15 protein-coding genes and 1 pseudogene are annotated in these 23,344 nt (G+C 64.1%); 12 read left to right on the forward strand and 4 right to left on the reverse strand.

Annotated features, from left to right (window positions below):
• Positions 1 to 694: 694 nt before the first annotated feature.
• The 4 genes from QFZ88_RS22220 to cysQ all read left to right on the forward strand — a co-directional run bounded on the left by QFZ88_RS22220 (position 695) and on the right by cysQ (position 6,469).
• Positions 695 to 2,035, forward strand: coding sequence for a DUF2793 domain-containing protein (locus QFZ88_RS22220; protein ID WP_024925215.1), 1,341 nt, complete (start codon positions 695 to 697; stop codon positions 2,033 to 2,035).
• A 772-nt stretch (positions 2,036 to 2,807) separates the two neighbouring features.
• Positions 2,808 to 3,713, forward strand: coding sequence for a sulfate adenylyltransferase subunit CysD (cysD, locus tag QFZ88_RS22225; RefSeq protein ID WP_024925216.1), 906 nt, complete (start codon positions 2,808 to 2,810; stop codon positions 3,711 to 3,713).
• A gap of 2 nt (positions 3,714 to 3,715) precedes the next feature.
• On the forward strand, positions 3,716 to 5,653 hold the full coding sequence (cysN, locus tag QFZ88_RS22230) for a sulfate adenylyltransferase subunit CysN (RefSeq protein ID WP_024925217.1): 1,938 nt from the start codon (positions 3,716 to 3,718) through the stop codon (positions 5,651 to 5,653).
• Positions 5,654 to 5,695: 42 nt separating this feature from the next.
• The gene (cysQ, locus tag QFZ88_RS22235) at positions 5,696 to 6,469 is read left to right on the forward strand and encodes a 3'(2'),5'-bisphosphate nucleotidase CysQ (protein ID WP_036254906.1); all 774 of its coding nucleotides are present in this window, start codon (positions 5,696 to 5,698) and stop codon (positions 6,467 to 6,469) included.
• Positions 6,470 to 6,520: 51 nt separating this feature from the next.
• Here cysQ and QFZ88_RS22240 read toward each other — a convergent pair whose 3' ends face one another.
• The 4 genes from QFZ88_RS22240 to QFZ88_RS22255 form a co-directional block, all read right to left on the reverse strand.
• Positions 6,521 to 7,660 carry a DegT/DnrJ/EryC1/StrS family aminotransferase gene (locus QFZ88_RS22240; protein WP_024925218.1) on the reverse strand — a complete coding sequence of 380 codons (1,140 nt, stop codon included), beginning with the start codon at positions 7,658 to 7,660 and terminating at the stop codon, positions 6,521 to 6,523.
• A 261-nt stretch (positions 7,661 to 7,921) separates the two neighbouring features.
• Entirely contained in the window at positions 7,922 to 8,845 is a 924-nt protein-coding gene (locus QFZ88_RS22245; RefSeq protein WP_024925219.1) for a carbohydrate kinase family protein, read from the reverse strand.
• Positions 8,846 to 8,850: 5 nt separating this feature from the next.
• Complete coding sequence (locus QFZ88_RS22250) at positions 8,851 to 9,288, reverse strand: RbsD/FucU family protein (protein WP_024925220.1); 438 nt, start codon at positions 9,286 to 9,288, stop codon at positions 8,851 to 8,853.
• 2 nt (positions 9,289 to 9,290) lie between these two features.
• Positions 9,291 to 10,439, reverse strand: a complete 1,149-nt coding sequence (locus QFZ88_RS22255; RefSeq protein ID WP_137901073.1) for an ROK family transcriptional regulator — start codon at positions 10,437 to 10,439, stop codon at positions 9,291 to 9,293.
• Positions 10,440 to 10,732: 293 nt separating this feature from the next.
• Here QFZ88_RS22255 and QFZ88_RS22260 point away from each other — a divergent pair, with 293 nt between their 5' ends.
• From QFZ88_RS22260 to QFZ88_RS22295, 8 genes and pseudogenes are all read left to right on the forward strand, one after another.
• Complete coding sequence (locus tag QFZ88_RS22260; protein WP_137901058.1) at positions 10,733 to 11,764, forward strand: sugar ABC transporter substrate-binding protein; 1,032 nt, start codon at positions 10,733 to 10,735, stop codon at positions 11,762 to 11,764.
• A 321-nt stretch (positions 11,765 to 12,085) separates the two neighbouring features.
• On the forward strand, positions 12,086 to 13,168 hold the full coding sequence (locus QFZ88_RS22265) for an ABC transporter permease (protein WP_024925223.1): 1,083 nt from the start codon (positions 12,086 to 12,088) through the stop codon (positions 13,166 to 13,168).
• Complete coding sequence (locus QFZ88_RS22270) at positions 13,165 to 13,956, forward strand: ATP-binding cassette domain-containing protein (protein ID WP_024925224.1); 792 nt, start codon at positions 13,165 to 13,167, stop codon at positions 13,954 to 13,956. The genes QFZ88_RS22265 and QFZ88_RS22270 overlap by 4 nt, the downstream gene beginning before the upstream one ends.
• Positions 13,957 to 14,153: 197 nt before the next feature.
• Entirely contained in the window at positions 14,154 to 16,622 is a 2,469-nt protein-coding gene (locus QFZ88_RS22275; RefSeq protein WP_024925225.1) for a glycogen/starch/alpha-glucan phosphorylase, read from the forward strand.
• Between the two features lie 103 nt (positions 16,623 to 16,725).
• A pseudogene (gene glgB / locus QFZ88_RS22280) lies at positions 16,726 to 18,879 on the forward strand (1,4-alpha-glucan branching protein GlgB); the annotation flags it as partial.
• 107 nt (positions 18,880 to 18,986) lie between these two features.
• On the forward strand, positions 18,987 to 20,252 hold the full coding sequence (gene glgC / locus QFZ88_RS22285; protein WP_024925227.1) for a glucose-1-phosphate adenylyltransferase: 1,266 nt from the start codon (positions 18,987 to 18,989) through the stop codon (positions 20,250 to 20,252).
• 3 nt (positions 20,253 to 20,255) lie between these two features.
• Positions 20,256 to 21,707, forward strand: coding sequence for a glycogen synthase GlgA (glgA, locus tag QFZ88_RS22290; RefSeq protein WP_024925228.1), 1,452 nt, complete (start codon positions 20,256 to 20,258; stop codon positions 21,705 to 21,707).
• Positions 21,704 to 23,332: an alpha-D-glucose phosphate-specific phosphoglucomutase gene (locus tag QFZ88_RS22295; protein ID WP_024925229.1), complete on the forward strand. Its 1,629-nt coding sequence runs from the start codon at positions 21,704 to 21,706 to the stop codon at positions 23,330 to 23,332. The genes glgA and QFZ88_RS22295 overlap by 4 nt, the downstream gene beginning before the upstream one ends.
• Positions 23,333 to 23,344: the final 12 nt, after the last annotated feature.

Here is a 23,344-nt window from a genome sequence, read left to right on the forward strand (position 1 = left end):
GCACCATTGAGCAGCCAGGGGAAGAGCGCCTGTGTTAGTCAACTTTCGTTGAAAATAGCAAGCATTCGCGACAGAGGGAGGGCTATTTGCAGCTATCTCTCATTCTCGCTAAGCTACAACTCCAACCCTACCTTGGTCTCCCGTTGCTGCCAATTGAGAATGCGAGCGCTGCTTACAATTGCAGTTGGGCGTATGCGTCGCGTCCCTTAGGCCGAGGGCGGAACGAAGTTCGCCACTGCGGAAGATCGAGCTATCAGTGTTTTGTGTGTTGATTGGAATGTTGAGGGGATTTTCAAATAATACTCCGGTTATGTGAAATTAAATTGCTACGCAATTTAATTTCACGATCGCCGTGCAATGATTTAATGTATAAATTTATATATATTGAATGATTGTGATTTAATGAAGTGAAATCGGGTGTATTTTTTTTTAAGGTCGTATTTCGTGGTATCTTGCGCAGTTGAGCGCGGCAGTTTCATGCGGGTCTCGTATCAGAACCTTATTCCTTCCCGTTCAATCATGAGCTCGCATTGCTTCTCGGCGCCATGTGAATACGCCCCACCTCTCATGACCGTCGGCGAAAAATTTCGCCCCACGAAAACAGCCGTTTGCGACAAATCTACTGACATCGTGCCTTTGATTTTATTCACCACCACTGCCGCGCCCGCAAAATCGGGCAAACGCAGAGGGTGCCATGAGCGAACAGACCAAACTTCTCGAACTTCCCTACATCCTTCCTTCGCAAGCCCAGAAACACGTCATCCACAATGAGGCGTTGCGTCGGCTGGACGCCGTCGTGCAACTTGCGGTGCTCGACCGTGACCTCGCCGCACCGCCGGCAAGTCCGCAGGAGGGCGACCGCTATCTGGTCGCTGTCTCGCCGACGGGTGCCTGGGCGGGCAAGGCCGGCATGATTGCCGCCTGGCAGGACGGCGCCTGGGCCTTCCTGGTGCCACGGCGGGGCTGGCTGGCCTGGGTGGCGGACGAGACACGGCTCCTTGCCTTCGATGGCGGTGTCTGGGCCGCGGTCGGCGAGGCCACCTCGCTGCAGCGGCTTGGCGTCAACGCCACCGCCGATGTCACGAACCGCCTCGTGGTGCGTTCGGAGGCGGTGTTGTTCGACAATGTCGGCGCCGGCCATCAGGTGAAGGTCAACAAGGCAGGCGCCGGCCACAGCGCCACCGTTTTGTTCCAGACCGGCTATTCGGGCCGCGCCGAATTCGGGCTCGCCGGCGATGACGACTGGCGCGTCAAGACCAGCGCCGATGGTGCGAGCTGGAACGAGGCGCTGGTCGCCGACAAGGGCACGGGCGCGGTGCGATTTCCGGCCGGCGTCGAGCATGCCGCGACGCGCAAGCCACTGAGCGGCATGATCCTGACGCCCGGCGGCGATGGGCAGGTGTCGATCTTGCGGCTTTCGCGCACCCGCAGCCAGGATCCGCGCCAGGCGACGTTGTCGGCGGTCGCCGGAAGCGTGCTGACGCTGGCCGCCAACGACGCAGACCTGTTCTTCGACACCACGATGCGCGACGTCTCCTATGTCAGGGTGTGGAATGTCTCCAAGGCGGCAGCGCAGCCGGCGTGGATCAAGTGGAACCCGGCCGCCAACCAGCTTCAGGTCACCAGCGCCGCGGACGTGGCGGGATGGGTGGCCGGGGAAGTTGTCCAGCTTGGCGATATTGCCGGCCGGCCTGGTGTTCCCGCCGGCTTTACCCGTGGCTATGCGCTGGATATCTCGCCCATGCTGCAGAACCAGTTGGGCGCCGTGTTCCGCCAGGCGGCGATCACGTTCAGATGCGATGTGCAGGGCATCGGCACAAGGGTCGGCGTTCTCTTGTCGCGCGATACCGGCGCGGGGTCGTTTTTCGGCGGCAACAGCCTGTCCGACGGCGCGGTCAACACCACCATGCACATCGTGCCCACCACGCAATTGTCACCGGTTTCGAACTCGAACCTCGTTTATGTGCGCGAGGACGGCAATGGCGCCAACACGCTGGGAGCGACCACCATCTCGGTCTGTGGTGTCTGGGTCTGACGGGGGATGGGGTGCCTATCCCGCTTCTGGTGTGCCGCGTGCGATACTCCTGCGAACGACAGGGCAATGGCATATGGCGGCTGCCAATCTTGGCGTCGGGCGGTTGAAGCTCGTCATTCCCGACCTCGTGAGGGAGCGAAGCGACCGGAGAGTGTCGGGAATTCATGCCGGAACATCTCCGTCATGGGCCCTCCAGACGGGAAAACTGAAAAATGTAGAGTTCGCCCTGCCCTCCAGCATTTTTTTTGCAGTTCCTCGGTCACGGCATGGATTCCCGACACTCTCCGCTCCTTCGTCGCTCACGAGGTCGGGAATGACGAGGAGCCTCTGCACCCATCTTGAAACCATGTGCGATAGCTCTCCCGTGAACGGGGAGGGGCGGCGTGCTGGCCCGTCCCTACGGCCCGCTCCCTGCCAAGCGGGGACAGATGCACCCCGTAGAAGAGGGGAAGGCTGATGCCGGCCTTGTTCGCTTGCCCTGATCCGCGGCGGCGCGGACGCCGCGTCATCGTGGAAACAGAACGATCCAATCGAAGCAGGCAGTGCTCGCGCACGTCAGGCCGTAGAGAATTTCCAAGAACGGCCATTTGCGCGAAAAATTCAACTCATTGCGCAAGGCGAAAGAGCCTTGGCAATGTTGGCGACAGCGGTTTCTACCGTTAGAAGGTGACAGGTTCGGCAGCCGGCCAAGAACCGCGACAGCTTGTTCCGCCAGCGGTTGTTCGTTCCTATCTATCCCGTGGCGGGGCCGCGGCGACCAGAGACCCAATCGATGAACATGGCACTCACCCATCTCCAGCGGTTGGAAGCCGAGTCCATCCATATCTTCCGCGAGGTCGCGGCGAATTTCTCCAAGCCGGTCATGCTTTATTCGGTCGGCAAGGATTCCTCGGTGCTAATGCACCTGGCGATGAAGGCCTTTTATCCGGCCAAGCCGCCATTTCCCTTCCTGCATGTCGACACCACCTGGAAGTTCCGCGAGATGATCGCCTTTCGCGATCACATGGCGGAAAAGCTCGGCTTCGACCTTTTGGTGCACGTCAACGAGGACGGCGTGCGCGACAACATCAACCCGTTCGACCACGGTTCGAACGTGCACACCCACGTCATGAAGACGGTTGGGCTGCGCCAGGCGCTCGACAAATACGGTTTTGACGCGGCCTTCGGCGGCGCCCGCCGCGACGAGGAGAAATCGCGCGCCAAGGAGCGCATCTTCTCTTTCCGCAACGCCGCCCACGCCTGGGACCCGAAGAACCAGCGGCCGGAAATGTGGAACATCTACAACACCCGCATCGCCGCCGGTGAATCGATCCGCGTCTTTCCGCTCTCCAACTGGACCGAGCTCGACATCTGGCAGTACATCCTCCAGGAAGATATCCCGATCGTGCCGCTCTACTTCGCCAAGGAGCGGCCGGTTGTGGAACGCGACGGCATGCTGATCCTGAAGGACGACGACCGCATGAAGCTGAGGCCCGGCGAGACGGTGGAAAACCGTCTGGTGCGCTTCCGCACGCTGGGCTGCTATCCGCTGACCGGCGCCATCGAGTCCGACGCCGACACGTTGGAAGCCATCGTCGGCGAGATGCTGACGGCGCGCACTTCCGAGCGCCAGGGCCGCCTGATCGACCGCGACGAAGCGGGCTCGATGGAAAAGAAGAAGCGCGAGGGTTATTTTTGACGATGCGTCATGTACCGGCAAAAACCCTGGCGCCCAGCAGCGACGTGCGCGACTATCTGGCCGCGCAGGAGAAGAAGTCGCTGCTGCGCTTCCTCACCTGCGGTTCGGTGGACGACGGCAAGTCGACGCTGATCGGTCGCCTTCTGTCCGACACCAAGCAGATCTTCGAGGACCAGCTCGCAGCCCTTGAGCGCGATTCCCGCAAGCACGGCACCACCGGCGAGGATATCGATTTCGCGCTTCTGGTCGACGGCCTGGAGGCCGAGCGGGAGCAGGGCATCACCATCGATGTCGCCTACCGCTTCTTCGCCACGCCGAAGCGCAAATTCATCGTCGCCGACACGCCCGGCCACGAACAATATACGCGCAACATGGCGACCGGCGCCTCCACCGCCGATCTCGCCATCGTGCTGATCGACGCGCGCCAGGGCGTGCTGCGCCAGACCCGGCGCCACTCCATCATCGCCTCGCTGCTCGGCATCCGCCACATCGCGCTGGCGGTGAACAAGATCGACCTGGTCGACTTCGACCGCGTCACCTTCGATCGCATCGTTGCCGAATATCGCGATTTCGCCCGCGATCTCGGCTTCGAAAGCATCGCACCCATCCCGATGTCGGCGCGCTTCGGCGACAATGTCTCGGCGCGCTCCGAACGCATGGCCTGGTATCAGGGCCCGACACTGATCGAGCATCTCGAGACGGTGCCGGTCGACAGCGCCGCCGCCGGCCAGCCGTTCCGTTTCCCGGTCCAATATGTCAACCGGCCGAACCTCGACTTCCGCGGTTTCGCCGGTACCGTCGCTTCCGGCACCGTTGCGCGCGGCGACGAGGTCGTGGTGGCCAAGTCCGGTCGCGCTGCACGCGTCAAGCGCATCGTCGCCCATGGCGGCGACCTCCAGCAGGCCGTCGCCGGCCAGGCGGTGACGCTGGTTCTGGACGAAGAGGTCGAGGTCTCGCGCGGCAACATGCTGGTGCAGGCGGACGCCCGCCCGCAGGTGGCCGACCAGTTTGCCGCCAATCTGGTCTGGTTCGACGAACAGGCGCTGTTGCCCGGCCGCTCCTACATCCTGCGCACCGAGACCGACCAGGCGAGCGCGACCGTCACCGAACTGAAGCACCGCCTCAACATCAACGATTTCTCGCACGAGGCGGCGAAGTCGCTGGAGATGAACGAGGTCGGCGTCGTCAACATCTCGACGCGCACGCCGCTGGTCTTCGACGCCTTTGCCGAGAACCGCTCGACCGGCGCCTTCATCCTGATCGACCGCATCACCAACGCCACCGTTGGCGCCGGCATGATCCAGCACGCGCTGCGCCGCGCCGAGAACATCCACTGGCAGTCGCTCGACATCGACAAGCGCGCCCGCGCCGACATGAAGCACCAGCGGCCGGCGGTGTTCTGGTTCACCGGCCTGTCGGGTTCGGGCAAGTCGACCATCGCCAACCTGCTCGAGAAGAAGCTGGCCGCCACCGGCCGCCACACCTATCTGCTCGACGGCGACAATGTGCGCCACGGCCTCAACCGCGATCTCGGCTTTACCGATGCCGACCGTGTCGAGAACATCCGCCGCGTCGCCGAGGTGGCCAAGCTGATGGCAGATGCCGGCTTGATCGTGCTGGTCTCCTTCATCTCGCCCTTCCGCGCCGAGCGGCGCCTGGCGCGCGAACTGATGGCCGGCGGCGAGTTCGTCGAGGTGTTCGTCGACACCCCGTTCGAGGAATGCGCGCGGCGTGACCCGAAGGGCCTCTATGCGCGGGCAATGCGCGGTGAGATCAAGAACTTCACCGGCGTCGATTCGCCTTACGAGCCGCCGGAAAATCCGGAAATCCGTCTCGAAACCGTCGGCCGCACGGTCGAGGAGATGGTGGATATTCTGGACGACTGGCTGGCCGAGCGCGACAAGGCCGAAACGCAATATGAGAGCGGCGGCGGCATCTAGATGAGCGCGGCCCACATAGCAGAAGAAGCGGCCGACGCGGCGATGCTCGTCGTGTTCGAAAGGCTGGCTCTCGTTGCCGGCCAAGCCATCATGCGCATCTTTCACGAAGGCTGCGCCGTCGATGCCAAGGCCGACGCCTCGCCGGTGACGATCGCCGACCGCGAGGCGGAGGTGATCATCCTGGCTGGCCTGCGCGACGCCTATCCGGCCATTCCTTGCGTGGCGGAAGAAGAGGTCAGCGCCGGCATTTTGCCAGAGGCGCTGGGTAACGCCTTCTTCCTGATCGACCCGCTCGACGGCACCAAGGAGTTCGTCAAGCGCGGCAACGACTTCACCGTCAACATCGCGCTGGTGCGCCATGGCGCGCCGGAAGTCGGCGTGGTCTTCGCGCCCTGTTCGGGGCATCTCTATCTTGGCCGGCCGGGCAGGGCGGAAGTAGCGGAGGTCGATGCCGGTTTCGCTGTCGGTTTGCGGCGCGAGATAACAGTGCGCCGGGCGGGTTCGCCGCTCGCTGTCGTCGCCAGTCGATCGCACCGCACGGCGGAGACCGATGCCTATATCGCGACGCTGGGCGAAACCGAGATCGTCTCGGTGGGATCGTCGCTGAAATTCTGCCTGCTGGCGCAAGCTTCGGCAGACGTCTATCCCCGCTTCGGCCGCACCATGGAATGGGACACAGCGGCAGGCGATGCGGTGCTGCGCGCCGCCGGTGGCACCACGCAGACGCTTGACGGCACGCCACTCGCCTATGGCAAGCGCAGCCAGCCGCACGACGCGGATTTCGCCAACCCGTTCTTTATTGCCCGGGGAAGGTAATGAGGTTTTTCCGTCTCCCGCTTGCGGGGAGACGGAGACCCGAAGAGGCGGCTACTCGGCCGCCTGCGCTGAATTCGAGCCGATATAGTTGCGGATCGTCTCGATGACGCGGTCCTGGTCGGATGTGCTGAGATACGGGTGCATGGGTAGACACAGGATGCGCTTCGGCAGGTCTTCCGACACGGTGAGCCCGGTCGGCGTGCGCGGGAAGTGGCGATAGGCCACCTGCTCGTGCAGCGGCTTCACGTAATAGATGACCGAGGGAATGCCCTTTTCCTGCAGATGCGCCTTCAGCCCGTCGCGCTTCGGCGTCTCGATGGCGTATTGCGCCCAGGCCGAGCGGCTGCCGTCGAGATTGCGCGCGGCGGTGACGATGTCGCCGAGGCCTTCGGCATAACGGGCAGCCACCTTCTGTCGGGCGATCATCTCGTCCTCGAGGATGGCGAGCTTCTCGATCAGGATCGCCGCCTGCAGCGTGTCTAGGCGCGAATTGATGCCGACATGGACGTTGTCGTATTGCGTCGCGCCCTTGCCGTGGAAGGCGAAGGAACGCAGCTTGTCGGCGAGCGCCGCATCGTTGGTGAACATGGCGCCGCCATCGCCATAGCAGCCGAGCGGCTTGGCCGGGTAGAAGGAGGTGCCGGCGACATGGCCGAAGGCGCCGCATTTGAGACCGTCGGCGGTGCCGCCGATCGACTGGGCGGCGTCCTCGATGACCAGAAGCTTCTCGCGCTTGGCGATCGCCATGATGGCGTCGTAGTCGGCGGAAAGGCCGAACAGGTCGACCGGGATGATCGCTTTCGGCGTCAGGCGGCCCTCGGCCTTGACCATGGCGATGGCTGCTTCAAGGCTCTCGATGTCGATGTTGTAGGTCTTGGCGTCGACATCGACGAAGACCGGCTCGGCCTTGGCGAGCGCGACGACCTCGGCGGTGGCGGCGAAGGTGAAGCTCGGCACGAACACGGCGTCGCCAGGCCCGATGCCGGAAGCATAGAGCGGCAGGAGCAGCGCGTCGGTGCCGTTGGCGCAGGCCACCACATGCTTGACGCCGACATAGTCGGCGAGCTTGGCTTCGAATTCGGCAACCTGCGGGCCGAGGATGTATTTGCCGTCTTTGACGACGCGGTCGATCGCCTGCGTCAGGCGGTCCTGGATACGCTCGCGCTGTGCGCCAAGATCGATGAACTGCATGTCGGCCCCAATATTTGCCTGATAACGCGCCGCTGGTAACAGAGTTGCACGGCGCCGAAAAGCCGCGCGGGCAGGGCGCGACCACAGGCAGCAGCCGGCCATGTTACCCGGTTCCTGGCGCGATGAGCCGGCAAAGGCCGGATTTACAGGCGTTTCCGGCCGTTCGCGGGCGGCGAGGCGAGCGTCGGCCGCCGGATCGAAACATAATGTGATTGGCGAAGTCCGCTTTGGCGAGCCCGACCGAGATCGACCCGGCGTATCTCAGGCGAGTTCGCGCCGCCAGGGCGGATTGGCGCCGGCGCGGGAGACCGTGATGGCGGCAGCTTTGACGCTGAAGGCAAGCATTGTGCGGATCTGTTCCTCGGACAGCGTGGCGATCGCCTGTTTGGAAAGCAGGCCCTGGTCGCGCAGCGAGGCGAGGATGCCGGCATTGATGGTGTCGCCGGCGCCGACCGTGTCGACGACGGTGACCGGCGTTGCCGGCACCGAGACGGCATGGCTCTTCGAAAAGGCCAGCACACCCTTGGCGCCCTGCGTGACCACCATCAGGCTGGGGCCGAGCTGTAGCCAGCGCGCGGCGATTTCCTCCAGCGAGCCGCTCTCGCCGAACCAGTCGAGGTCCTCGTCCGACAGCTTGACGATGTCGGCCATGGCCAGCATGCGCTTCATGCGGGCTAGGTGTTTCGGCTTGTCCTTGATGAAGTTCTTGCGGATGTTGGGATCGAACATCATCACCCGCTTGCCGTGCTCGCGCCGCATCAGCGCCTCGTAGGTCGCGCCGCAGGGCTCCTGGATCAGGCTGACGCAGGAAAAATGCATCGCCTCGACCGCGTCGCCGACTGCTGGCAGGTCGGATTCGACCAACATGCGGCCGGCGGTGTTTTCGTCGTAGAACAGGTAGCTGGCGTGGCCGCCGCTGAGGCGCACGAATGCCAGCGTCGTCGGCAGGTCGGCGAATTTGATGAAATCCAGCGTGACATTGCTGGCAACCAGCGCGTCGCGCAGCATGTCGCCATAGAAGTCGGTCGAGATGCCGGTGAAGAAGCCGGCCGGCAGGTCGAGCCGGCCGAGCGCGACCGCCGTGTTGAACACTGCGCCGCCGACATAAGGCGCGAAGGCCGCTTCGCCGGCGGTGGTCTCGCGCGGCAGCATGTCGATCAGGGCCTCGCCGCAGCAAAGGATCATGGGCGTCAGGCTCCGGTCGGGTAGATGACGCCCTTGCGGACGACGATGTTGGCGTAGAGTCTGGGTTCGGAGGTCGCGACGATGACATGCGCGGCCTTGACCCTGGCGTAGAAGTCGGCACCGGGCAGGGCGACGACCTTGCGGCCGGGCGCGCGCCGGGCGCATACCGCCTCGATCTCGCCATGCACAGGGTCGACCAGCTTCGGGTCGCCTTTGGTGGAGGAGCGGAACAGCGCCTCTTCGACGAAATCGTCCACCGGCAGCACGGTGAGAATGGCGTCCAGCACCGGGATCAGGTCGAGCCCGTCGGCGCGGATCAGCCGCTTGGCCTGTTCCTCGGCCGGATAATTGCCGTCGACGATGGCGATCTCGTCGCCATGGCCCATGGCGCGCAGGACGGCCAACAGTTCGGGGCCGAGCAGGGAAGGGATTCCAATGAGCATAATCAGGACGTTCCGGATGCCGAGGGTGGGCCAACAAGGAAGCGTTCGGACAGCGGCAGGCTGGCGCCGCCGAGCGCGCGGGCGTGGATGCCGACTGTGCCTTCGCGCACGGCGGGCAGCTTGAGGCCTTCGGCGTCGATCCGGCCGATCGCCGCGTTGACGGCCTCGACCAGGCTGCGGCGCACGGGCGCGGGCAGCCAGCCGTCGATCACCGCCTCCTCGAAATCGATTACAGAGGCGGCAGCGACGATGGCATAAGCAAGTGCCGCGGCCGCGTTCGCCACCCAGCTCTCCAGCTCGGGGCCGATCTCGCCCCAGTCCTCGGGCGAAGTCCAAAGATGTTGGGCGTCGATGCCGCGTTGGTTGAGGGTTTTCTCCAGCGTGGCGATGGAGGCAACGTCGATGAGCTGGATTGGCCTGCCGTCCGGCCCCGGAACCGGCATCGAGCCCAGCGCGCCGGCATTGCCGGTCGGGCCGCTATAGATGCGGCCGTTGAGCACCACGCCGCCGCCGGCAAAGGCGCCGATGTAGAAATAGACGAAATCGCGCACGTCGGAGACATTGCCGAACACCAGCTCCGCGCCGCAGGCCGCCGTTGCGTCGTTCTGCAGATAGACGGGGAAATCGCACAGCGCCTGGATGTCGGAGCGGATGTCGCGGTGGCGCCATTCCTCCATCACCGAGCGCGGCGCGCCGGCCGCGTCCGCCCAGCTCCACAGTTCGAATGGCACGGCGATGCCGAGGCCGGCGACGCGACGATCCTGTGCAGGCGTCAGATCCGCCCGCAGCTTGGCGACGCCCTTGGCGACGAAATCGACGGTCTCCGACGGTTCGGGATAACGATAGGAATGGTGCAGCATGGCGCGCACCTTGCCAAGGAAGTCGATCAGCACCAGTTCGGCGCTGCGGCGGCCGATCTTGAGGCCGATGAAGAAGGCGCCTTCCGGGTTGAGCGCCATCGGGATTGAGGGCTGGCCGATGCGCCCGCGCAGCGGCTCGCGCCTGACCAGCAGGCCCTCGTCCTCCAGTTCGCGCATGATGACGGAGACGGTCTGCGCCGAAAGGCCGGTCATGCGGGCAATGTCGGATTTGGCCAGCCCGCCATGCTGGCGCACGAGCGAAAGCACCAGCCGCTCATTGTGGTCGCGCATGCCGCTCTGGTTCGTGCCGCGATGAAGACGGCTCGCGGCCGGCTCAGACGAACCGTGCTTTTGAACGCCGTCGTCCAAACGCTCCTCCCTCCGGTCTTTTCTTGTCTGACTTTTGGCCGAGAATGTGCCGGCTCCGCAAGTGTGTCAATAATAAATAAGAGTGATTTAATTATTGACTCATGTCGATGTTTGGTGTTTCGTTCGTGCCAGGCGCTCCACCGGGAAGGCATTCGGGCGCCGTGGCGCAATGCCCGGCAGGCGGGCCGCCAATCTTGGTTCTGGGAGGAGTACCTATGCGAATTTCCGTTTTGAAGACGTCCGTGTTCTGCGCGGCGGTTGCCGCGCTTGCCGCCTTCACCGTTCCCGCTTCGGCGGCCGGGGTCGGTGCGTGCCTGATCACAAAGACCGACACCAATCCCTTCTTCGTCAAGATGAAGGAAGGCGCCACCGCCAAGGCGAAGGAACTGGGCGTCAACCTGAAGACCTATGCTGGCAAGATCGACGGCGACACCGAAAGCCAGGTCGCGGCGATCGAAAGCTGCATCGCCGACGGCGCCAAGGGCATCCTGATCACCGCTTCCGACACCAAGGGCATCGTGCCGACCATCAAGAAGGCACGCGACGCCGGCATCCTGGTGATCGCGCTCGACACGCCGCTGGAGCCGGCAGACGCAGCGGATGCCACCTTCGCCACCGACAACCTGCTCGCCGGCAAGCTGATCGGCCAGTGGGCCGCCGCCACACTGGGCGACAAGGCCAAGGACGCCAAGGTAGCCTTCCTCGATCTCACCCCGTCGCAGCCGACCGTCGACGTGCTGCGCGACCAGGGCTTCATGATCGGCTTCGGCATCGACCCCAAGGACCCGACCAAGATCGGCGACGAAACCGATCCGCGCATCGTCGGCCACGACGTCACCAACGGCAACGAAGAGGGCGGCCGCAAGGCCATGGAGAACCTGCTCCAGAAGGACCCGAGCATCAATGTTGTGCACACGATCAACGAGCCGGCCGCTGCAGGCGCCTATGAGGCGCTGAAGGCCGTCGGCGTGGAAAAGAACGTGCTGATCGTGTCGGTGGACGGTGGTTGCCCGGGCGTCAAGAACGTCGAGGCCGGCATCATCGGCGCCACTTCGCAGCAATATCCGCTGCTGATGGCTTCGCTCGGCGTGGAGGCGATCAAGAAGTTCGCCGACAGCGGCGAGAAGCCGAAGCCGACCGAAGGCAAGACCTTCTTCGACACAGGCGTGGCGCTGGTCACCGGCAAGCCGGCCAAGGGCGTCGACTCCATCGACGTCAAGACCGGCCTCGCCAAGTGCTGGGGTTGATCTGAACGCCTGACGGCGTGACAGTGTCTGGCGCATCGGCCCGAAAGTCGGATCCGATTTTCGGGCCAATATGCAGATTGAAAGTGTTGGAGCGTTCCGTGCGTCCAGATGGACGCGCGGCGCTCCAGCAGGGTGCCTCGAAGGCGGAGCGCCCTATCTTCCGGACGTCTTCTTCTCCTGCCGGGGAAGGTGATTGCAGACCAGCAACTCGCGTGTCGGTTTTTGACGCGAGGCTGGTCGGAGGACAGGGCATCGGCACGTCGACGGGCATTACGTTGGGCGTATGACGGGGGCAGAGATCCCCGATCGGGAGGAGCCGACATGACCGACGCTTCGGCGGACGCCAGGCGACCGCAGGAATTCGAAAAGGTACTCACCGGCGCCGACACGGCGGTGGCTGATTTCGACACGCACACACGTTCGAGCGTGGAGAAGGTGCAGCACTTCCTGCATTCCAATCCGGCTGCGGTGCCGCTGATCGTGCTGGTGGTCTCGGTGCTGATCTTCGGCGTCATCATCGGCGGCAAGTTCTTCTCAGCCTTCTCGATGACGCTGATCCTGCAGCAGGTGGCGATCACCGGCGTGATCGGCGCGGCGCAGACGCTGGTCATCCTGACGGCCGGCATCGACCTTTCGGTCGGCGCCATCATGGTGCTGTCGTCAGTGGTGATGGGCCAGTTCACCTTCCGCTACGGGTTGCCGCCCTCGCTGGCGATCCTGTGCGGCTTCGGCGTCGGCGCGTTGTGCGGCTGGATCAACGGCGCGCTCGTCGCCTATATGAAACTGCCACCCTTCATCGTTACGCTCGGCATGTGGCAGATCGTTCTGGCCTCGAACTTCCTCTATTCGGCCAATGAGACGATCCGCGCCCAGGACATCGAGACACAGGCGCCGATCCTCCAGTTCTTCGGCACCAATTTGCGGATGGGCAATGCGGTTTTCACCTATGGCGTCATCGCCATGGTGCTGCTGGTGGCCATCCTCTGGTATGTGCTGAACCACACCGCCTGGGGCCGCCATGTCTACGCGATCGGCGACGATCCGGACGCGGCGGAACTGTCCGGCGTACGCGTCAAGCGCATACTGGTCTCGGTCTACATGCTGGCCGGTCTGATCTGCGCGCTCGGCGGCTGGCTGCTCATCGGCCGCATCGGCTCGGTATCGCCGACCGCCGGCCAGTTCGCCAACATCGAATCCATCACCGCGGTGGTGATTGGCGGCATCTCGCTGTTCGGCGGCCGCGGTTCCATCCTCGGCATGCTTTTCGGGGCGCTGATCGTCGGCGTCTTTTCGCTCGGGCTGCGCCTCATCGGCACGGACCCGCAATGGACCTATCTGTTGATTGGCGTGCTGATTATCAGCGCCGTCGCCATCGACCAGTGGATCAGGAAGGTCGCAGGATGACCGGACAGCCAGAACCCATTCTCACCGCGCGCGGACTGGTCAAGCGTTATGGCCGCGTCACCGCTCTGAACAATGCCGATTTCGATCTCTATCCGGGCGAAATCCTCGCCGTCATCGGCGACAACGGCGCCGGCAAGTCGTCGCTGATCAAGGCGATTTCCGGCGCGGTCACGCCGGACGAGGGCGAAATCCGCCTGGAGGGCAAGCCGGTGCAGTTCAAATCGCCGATGGAGGCGCGCAACGCCGGCATCGAAACGGTCTACCAGAACCTCGCTCTGTCGCCGGCGCTGTCGATCGCCGACAACATGTTTCTCGGCCGCGAACTGCGGAAGCCCGGCATATTGGGGTCGTGGTTGCGCATGCTCGACCGCACGGCGATGGAGAAGCGCGCGCGCGAAAAGCTGACGGAACTCGGCCTGATGACCATCCAGAACATCGGCCAGGCGGTCGAGACGCTGTCCGGCGGCCAGCGCCAGGGCGTTGCGGTGGCGCGCGCCGCCGCCTTCGGCAGCCGTGTCGTCATCATGGACGAGCCGACGGCGGCACTCGGCGTCAAGGAAAGCCGGCGCGTGCTGGAACTGATCCTCGACGTGAAGCGGCGCGGCCTGCCCATCGTGCTGATCTCGCACAACATGCCGCATGTCTTCGAGGTGGCCGATCGCATCCATATCCACCGGCTCGGCCGGCGGCTGACCGTCATCAACCCGAAGGACTATTCGATGTCGGATGCGGTCGCCTTCATGACCGGGGCCAAGGCGCCGCCGGAGATGGCAGGGGCCGCTGCCTGAGTTCCTGATTGCGCCCGGAGTGCATTGCGATAAGCTCTGGGTGCAACGCGGAATATTAGCGAACTTAAATCGATTGAAAAATTCTAGTCAACTGTCTGGTATGGGCTAGATGGTCCTGCTATGCATGCTTGTTGAAAGGCAAAATCGGTTCCCGGCGAGACGGAGAGGTCCTGATTGCCGGTTGCGCGAGAGGCAACATGACCCGCACCAAGACGCTTAGTGCTTCGCTGCCCGCTCTCGACCATCCCGACCCGCAGACGCTGGCGTCCGAGGTGCTGATGGCCCTCAAATACCGGGTCGGCAAGGACACCACCGTCGCCACGCCCTATGACTGGCTGACCGCCTCGATCAAGGTGGTGCGCGATCGCATCATCGACCACTGGATCAGCGCCACCAAGGAAACCTACGAGCAGCAGGAAAAGCGGGTCTACTACCTGTCGCTCGAATTCCTGATCGGCCGGTTGATGCGCGACGCCTTCTCCAATCTCGACATCATGGACCCGATGCGCGAGGCGCTGGCTTCGCTCGGCGTCGACCTCGACGAAATCGCCACGCTGGAACCGGACGCGGCACTCGGCAATGGCGGCCTCGGCCGGCTCGCCGCCTGCTTCATGGAATCGATGGCCACCGTCGACGTGCCGGCGCATGGCTATGGCATCCGCTACGCCAACGGCATGTTCCGCCAGGAAATCCAGGATGGCTGGCAGGTCGAATTGCCCGAAACCTGGCTCGACCACGGCAATTCCTGGGAGTTCGAGCGCCGCGAGCGCTCCTTCGAGGTCGGTTTCGGCGGTTCGGTGGAGTCCGTCACCGCCAAGGACGGGCGCCTGGAGCGCCATGTCTGGAAGCCGCTGGAGCATGTGCTGGCGGTTGCCTACGACACGCCGGTGGTCGGCTGGAAGGCCAAACGCGTAAACACGCTGCGGCTGTGGTCCGGCATGCCGGTAGACCCGATCCTGCTCGACAAGTTCAATGCCGGCGACCATATCGGCGCGCTGGCCGAGAGCAACAAGGCCGACGCGCTGTCGCGGGTGCTCTATCCGGCGGATTCGCACAAGGCCGGCCAGGAACTGCGGCTGCGGCAGGAATATTTCTTCTCGACCGCTTCGCTGCAGGACATCGTGCAGCGCCATCTCAGTCAATATGGCGAGCTCGCCTCGCTGCCCGACAAGGCCGCGATCCATTTGAACGACACCCATCCGGCGGTGGCCGTGCCGGAGCTGATGCGGCTGTTGATGGACGTCCACGGCATGGATTTCAGCCAGGCCTGGGACATCACCAAGCGCACCTTCGCCTACACCAACCACACGCTGCTGCCCGAGGCGCTGGAAAGCTGGCCGGTGCCGCTGTTCGAGCGGCTTTTGCCGCGCCACATGCAGATCGTCTACGCCATCAACGCCGAGGTGTTGCAGGAGGCGCGTTCCTCCAACCGCTTCTCCGGCGACCAGATCGCCGCGATCTCGCTGATCCAGGAGAATGGCGACCGCCGCGTGCGCATGGGCAATCTCGCCTTCGTCGGTTCGCATTCGATCAACGGCGTGTCGGCACTGCACACGGAGCTGATGAAGCAGACCGTGTTCGCCGACCTGCACCGGCTCTATCCCGACCGCATCAACAACAAGACCAACGGCATCACACCGCGCCGCTGGCTGATCCAGTGCAATCCCGGGCTGACGGCGCTGGCGCGACAGGCCATCGGCGACCGTTTCCTCGACGACATCGAGGCGATCAAGGAACTGGACCGGTTTGCCGGGGATGCAGCGTTCCGCGACAAGTTCGCCGCCGTCAAACGCGCCAACAAGACGCGGCTGGCCAATCTGGTCGCCGACCGGCTGGGCATCCGGGTCGATCCGTCGGCGCTGTTCGACATCCAGATCAAGCGCATCCACGAATACAAGCGCCAGCTGCTCAACATCCTGGAGGCGGTGGCGCTCTACGACCAGATCCGCTCGCATCCGGAAAAGGACTGGACGCCGCGCGTGAAATTCTTCGGCGGCAAGGCGGCGCCCAGCTACCACAACGCCAAGCTGATCATCAAACTGGCCAATGACGTCGCCAAGGTCGTCAATGGCGACCCGGCGGTGCGCGGTCTGCTGAAAGTGGTGTTCGTGCCCAACTACAATGTCAGCGCGGCCGAGATCATGATGCCGGCCGCTGATCTGTCGGAACAGATCTCGACCGCCGGCATGGAAGCGTCCGGCACCGGCAACATGAAGTTCGCGCTGAACGGCGCGCTCACCATCGGCACGCTCGACGGCGCCAATGTCGAGATGAAGGAACATGTCGGCGACGACAACATCTTCATCTTCGGCTTGAAGGCCGACGAAGTGGCCGAGCGCCGCCGTGGCGACTACCAGCCGCGCGCCATCATCGAAGCTTTGCCGGAACTGGCGCAGGCCATTTCGGCGATCTCGTCCGGCGTTTTCTCGCCGCACGATCCCGACCGTTATCGCGACCTGATGAACGGGCTCTATGACAGCGACTGGTTCATGGTCGCCGCCGATTTCGATGCCTACGCCGCCACGCAGCGCGAGGTCGACGCGGTCTGGAATGATCGTGCCGACTGGAACGCCCGCGCCATTCGCAACGTGGCGCGCATGGGCTGGTTCTCGTCGGACCGCACCATTCGCCAATACGCGAAAGAAATCTGGAACGTGCCTGTGTGATGTGATTGCATGAAGGCCACGCCAAAGTGGCCGGATACCCAGGGAGGGGTACCGCTTGACGAAAAAGCCGCGCGCGACCGCGACGAGCGACCAGGCCGAAGGGCTGGCCTCGGCCAGCGACGTCAAGGCGATCGTGGCGGGGACGCATGGCAACCCTTTCGCGGTGCTCGGCGTCCAGCAGACTGGCGTCGGTTTTGTCGCCCGCTGCTTCATCCCCGATGCAGAAACCGTCACTGCCCATACGCTCGCCGGCAAGCCTGTCGGTGAACTCTTTCGCCGCAACGAGGCCGGGTTCTTCGAGGGACCAGTCTCGATCACCCGGCGTCAGCCGCTGAAATACCATGCCCGCAATTCGGGCGGCGAATGGTGGATCACCGACCCATACACCTTCGGCCCGGTGCTCGGTCCGATGGACGATTATTACATGGCGCAGGGTTCGCATCTGCGCCTGTTCGACAAGCTGGGTGCGCATCTCATCGACCATGAAGGCGCCAGCGGCGTGCATTTCGCCGTCTGGGCGCCCAATGCCAAGCGGGTCTCCGTGGTCGGCGATTTCAATGCCTGGGACGGCCGCCGCCATCCGATGCGGTTGCGGCAAGACACCGGCATCTGGGAAATCTTCATTCCCGGCCTTGGCGAGGGCCGCCCCTATAAATACGAGATCGTTGGGGCGAGGGGCGCGCGCCTGCCGCTCAAGGCCGACCCCTTCGCCTTCCGCTCGGAACTGCGCCCGGCCACCGCCTCGGTGACGGCGGCGCCCTCGCGGCACAAATGGGGCGATGCCGCGCATCGCAAGTTCTGGCGTGAAACCGAAGCGCGGCGCCAGCCCATCTCCATCTATGAGGTCCATGCCGGTTCGTGGCAGCGCAACGAGGATGGCAGCTTCCTGACCTGGGACGAACTGGCGGAAAGGCTGATCCCCTATGTCGTCGACACCGGCTTCACCCATATCGAGCTTTTGCCGATCTCCGAGCATCCCTACGACCCGTCATGGGGTTACCAGGCGACCGGGCTCTACGCGCCGACCGCCCGCTTCGGCGATCCGGAAGGTTTCGCGCGCTTCGTCGACGGTGCCCATCGCGCCGGTGTCGGCGTCATCCTCGACTGGGTGCCGGCGCATTTCCCCACCGACGAGTTCGGACTGGCGAAGTTCGACGGCACCGCGCTCTACGAGCACGCCGATCCACGCAAGGGCTACCAGCCCGACTGGAACACGCTGATCTACAATTTCGGTCGCGGCGAGGTGCTGTCCTTCCTCGTCAACAACGCGCTCTATTGGGCGGAGAAATACCACGTCGATGGCTTACGCGTGGATGCGGTCGCCTCGATGCTCTACCTCGACTATTCACGCAAGGCCGGCGAGTGGATCCCCAACGAGAAGGGCGGCCGCGAGAACCTCGAGGCCGTCGCCTTCCTGCAGCGCATGAACAAGGAAATCTACGGCCATCATCCCGGCGTCATGACCATCGCCGAGGAATCCACCTCTTGGCCAAAGGTCTCCCACCCGGTTCACGAAGGCGGGCTTGGCTTCGGCTTCAAGTGGAACATGGGCTTCATGAACGACACGCTGGAATATCTGGCCCGCGAGCCGTTGTTCCGCAAATACCATCACAACCAGATCACCTTCGGCCTGACCTATGCCTTCACAGAGAATTTCGTGCTGCCGCTCTCCCATGACGAGGTGGTGCACGGCAAGGCGACGCTGATCGGCAAGATGGCCGGCGACGACTGGCAGAAGTTCGCCACGCTGCGTGCCTATTACGCCTTCATGTGGGGCTATCCCGGCAAGAAGCTGTTGTTCATGGGCCAGGAATTCGCCCAGCGCCGCGAATGGAGCGAGGCCCGCGCACTCGACTGGGACATGCTGCAATATGCACCGCACAGCGGCATGCGCGACGTGGTGCGCGATTTGAACCGCCTCTATCGCGAAAAGCCGGCGCTGCATGCGCGCGACTGCGAGCCGGAAGGTTTTGAATGGCTGATCGTCGACGACCGCGAGAACTCGGTCTTTGCCTGGCTGCGCAAGGCGCCGGGCGCCAACCCGGTCGCCGTCGTCACCAATTTCACGCCGGTGCCGCGCGAGAACTACCGCGTGCCGTTGCCGGAGGCCGGCACCTGGCGCGAGATCATCAACACCGACGCTGCCGCCTATGGCGGCTCCGGCAGGGGCAATGGCGGCACTGTCGAGGCGCGTGCCGAAGGCGGCCGCACCGCCGCCGTGATGGTGCTGCCGCCGCTGGCGACGGTGATGCTGGAATTCATGCCCGCGACCGAAGGCAGGAAGGTCGCGGGAAAGGCGAAGTCGGCTACGGCGGCGCGCATCAGGAAAAGCGCGGTTCCGAAGGCAAAGCAGGGAGGCTGAGAATGGCGGATTTCAAACGGACGCAACCGCTGGCGCGCGATGCGATGGCCTATGTTCTGGCCGGTGGGCGCGGCAGTCGCCTCAAGGAGTTGACGGACCGTCGCGCCAAACCTGCCGTCTATTTCGGCGGCAAGACCCGCATCATCGACTTCGCTCTGTCCAACGCGCTGAATTCCGGCATCCGCCGCCTCGGCGTCGCCACGCAATACAAGGCGCATTCGCTGATCCGCCACCTGCAGCGCGGCTGGAACTTCCTGAGGCCCGAACGAAACGAGAGTTTTGACATCCTGCCCGCCAGCCAGCGCGTTTCAGAGACGCAGTGGTATGAAGGCACCGCGGACGCGGTCTACCAGAACATCGACATCATCGAGGCCTACGGGCCCGAATACATGGTGATCCTCGCCGGCGATCACATCTACAAGATGGACTACGAGATGATGCTGCGCCAGCACGTCGATGCCGGCGCCGACGTCACCGTCGGCTGCCTCGAAGTGCCGCGCATGGAGGCGACCGGTTTCGGTGTCATGCATGTCGACGCCAAGGACAACATCATCGCTTTCGTCGAGAAGCCGGCCGATCCGCCCGGCATCCCCGACAAGCCGGACTACGCGCTGGCCTCGATGGGCATCTATGTGTTCAAGACCAAGTTCCTGATGGAGCAGTTGCGCCGCGATGCCGCGACGCCCGATTCCAGCCGCGACTTCGGCAAGGACATTATCCCCTACATCGTCGAGCACGGCAAAGCCGTCGCCCATCGCTTCGCCAAGTCCTGCGTGCGTTCGACGGCGGAGGCCGGGCCCTACTGGCGCGACGTAGGCACCATCGACGCCTATTGGGAAGCCAATATCGACCTGACCGACATCACGCCTGAACTCGATCTCTACGACCGCGACTGGCCGATCTGGACCTATGCCGAATTGAAGCCGCCGGCCAAATTCGTGCATGACGACGAGGGGCGGCGCGGCATGGCGGTGTCGTCGCTGGTGTCGGGCGATTGCATCGTGTCGGGTGCCTCGCTGAAGCGCAGCCTGATCTTCACCGGCGCGCGCATCAACTCCTATTCGAGCCTCGACCATGTCGTCATGCTGCCGGACTGCACGGTTGGCCGCAACGCGCGGCTGACCAATGTCGTCATCGACCATGGCGTGAAAATCCCAGAAAGCCTTATTGTCGGCGAAGACCCCGTCGAGGATGCCAAGCGATTCCGGGTTTCGGAAAAGGGTATCTGTCTGATAACGCAGGATATGATCGACAAATTGGGGTCGTAGCGCATGCAGGTTCTGTCCGTGACGCCGGAGATATTCCCGCTGGTCAAGACCGGCGGGCTGGCCGATGTCGCCGGCGCGCTGCCGATCGCGTTGGCCGGCAAGGGCGTCGCCATGCGCTCGCTGGTGCCCGGTTATCCGGTGGTGATGGACGCCTTCAAGAAAAAGAAGCCGCTTCTGTCCTATCCGGCCCTGCATGGCGGCAAGGCGGCGGTCTATGCGGCCGAGGTCGCCGGGCTCGATCTCCTGGTGCTCGACGCGCCGCATCTGTTCGACCGCGTCGGCGGGCCTTATGGCGATGCCGGCGGCCGTGACTGGCCCGACAACTGGCGCCGGTTCGCGGCCTTGTGCCGTGTCGGCGGCGACATCGCCGGCGGCGGCATCGACGGCTACAAGCCCGACATCGTGCACGCCCATGACTGGCAGGCGGCGATGACGCTGGCCTATATGCGCTACGGCAAGGCGGTCGGCACGCCCTCGCTGATCACCGTGCACAATCTGGCCTTCCAGGGCCAGTTCGGCGCCGGCATTTTCGGCGAACTCAGCCTGCCGGCGGAGGCGATGAGCCTCGACGGCGTCGAATATTACGGCGGCGTCGGCTATCTCAAGGCCGGCCTGCAGGCGGCCTGGGCGATCACGACCGTCAGCCCGACCTATGCGCAGGAAATCCGCGTGCCGGAATTCGGCATGGGGCTGGACGGGCTGATCAATCTGCGCGCCGCCGACCTCCACGGCATCGTGAACGGCATCGACACCGACATCTGGAACCCCGCCACCGACAAGCACCTGGTTTCGACCTACACGGCCGACACCCTGGCCAGGCGCGCCGCCAACCGCGCGGCGGTCGAGGAGCGCTTCAATCTTGCCAGCGACGGCAGCCCGATCGTCTGCGTGGTCAGCCGTCTGACCTGGCAGAAGGGCATCGATATCCTCGCCGCCATGGCCGACGGCATCGTCGCCGCCGGTGCCAAACTGGCCGTTCTAGGCTCCGGCGATCCGGGTCTCGAAGGCGCGCTTTTGGCCGCCGCCGCCCGCCATCGCGGCCGTGTCGGCACCGTCATCGGTTATGACGAGGCGCTGTCGCATGTCATGCAGGGCGGCTGCGACGCCATTATCATCCCATCGCGCTTCGAGCCCTGCGGGCTGACCCAGCTCTACGGCCTGCGTTATGGTTGCGTGCCGGTGGTGGCGCGCACCGGCGGTTTGGCCGACACCATCATCGACGCCAATGAGGCTGCGGTCGCCGCAGGCGTCGCCACCGGCTTCCAGTTCGCCGCCAACAATGGCGATGCATTGCTGCACGCCGTGCGCCGGCTGCTGCAGGCACATGGCGACACCGACGCCTGGACCTCGATCCAGCGGCAGGGCATGAAGGCGGACGTGTCCTGGGACCGCAGCGCCGGAAAATATGTCGAGCTCTACCGCTCGCTGCTTGCAAGGAAGGTTGCCCAACGATGATACGCACCGTCGCCACCAAGCCCTATGACGACCAGAAGCCCGGCACGTCGGGCCTGCGCAAGAAGGTTCCGGAATTCCAGCAGGCGAACTATGTCGAGAATTTCGTGCAGTCGATTTTCGACGCACTGCAGGGCTTTGAGGGCAAGACGCTGATCCTGGGCGGCGACGGCCGCTATTACAACCGCGAGGTGGCGCAGAAGGTGATCGCCATTGCCGCCGCCAACGGCTTCGGCAAGGTGATGGTGGGGCAGGGCGGCATCCTGTCGACGCCCGCCGCCTCCAACGTCATTCGCAAATACAAGGCCTTCGGCGGCATCATCCTGTCGGCTTCGCACAATCCCGGCGGCCCGCACGAGGATTTCGGCATCAAATACAATGCCGAGAATGGCGGCCCGGCGCCGGAGAAACTGACCGACGCCATCTTCGCGTGCACCAAGGCGATCAAGGAATACAAGATCGCCGACATCGCCCCGATCGACCTCGATACGATCGGCACGGTCAAGGCCGGCGGCATGACGGTGGAGGTGATCGATTCCGTCGCCGACTATGCCGAGCTGATGGAGGCGCTGTTCGATTTCGACGCGCTGCGCAAACTGTTCAAATCGGGCTTCCGCATGCGCTTCGACGCCATGCATGCCGTGACTGGTCCCTATGCCAAGGAAATCCTCGAGCATCGGCTGGGTGCCGCCGCCGGCACCTGCCGCAATTTCAAGCCGTTGCCGGATTTCGGCGGCCATCATCCGGATCCGAATTTGGTCCACGCCAAACATCTCTATGATGAGATGATGGGCCCGGACGCGCCGGATTTCGGCGCCGCTTCCGACGGCGACGGCGACCGCAACCTGATCATCGGCAAGGGTATCTTCGTCACCCCGTCGGATTCGGTCGCGATGCTGGCCGCCAATGCGCGCCTGGCGCCGGGCTACAAGGACGGCCTCAAGGGCATCGCCCGCTCGATGCCCACCAGCGGCGCCGCCGACCGCGTGGCCGAAAAGCTCGGCATCGGCATCTACGAGACGCCGACCGGCTGGAAGTTCTTCGGCAATCTGCTCGATGCCGGCATGGCCACCATCTGCGGCGAGGAAAGTGCCGGCACCGGCTCCAACCATGTGCGCGAGAAGGACGGGCTATGGGCGGTGCTGTTGTGGCTGTCGATCCTGGCGGCGCGCGGCGAAAGCGCCTTGCAGATCGTCACTGAACATTGGGCGACCTACGGCCGCAACTATTATTCGCGCCACGACTATGAAGGGGTCGACAGCGACCGCGCCAACGCGCTGGTCGATGAGTTGCGCGCCAAGCTCGCCTCGCTGCCCGGCACCACGGTGCGTGGCCTGAAGATCGTCAACGCCGACGACTTTTCCTACCACGACCCGGTCGACGGCTCGATCAGCGAGAAACAGGGCATCCGCATCCTGTTCGAGGGCAACTCGCGCGTGGTGCTGCGCCTATCCGGCACCGGCACTTCGGGCGCGACGCTGCGCGTCTATATCGAGCGCTATGAAGCGGACAAGGCCAAGCACGGCATCGACACGCAGGTGGCGCTGGCCGACTTGATCGCCGCGGCCGACGACATCGCCGGCATCAAGCGCCATACCGGCCGCAACAAGCCGAGCGTGATCACCTGAGGCCGTTCGGAG

This window comes from Mesorhizobium sp. YL-MeA3-2017 (genome assembly GCF_030814575.1).
GTDB lineage: Bacteria > Pseudomonadota > Alphaproteobacteria > Rhizobiales > Rhizobiaceae > Mesorhizobium > Mesorhizobium terrae.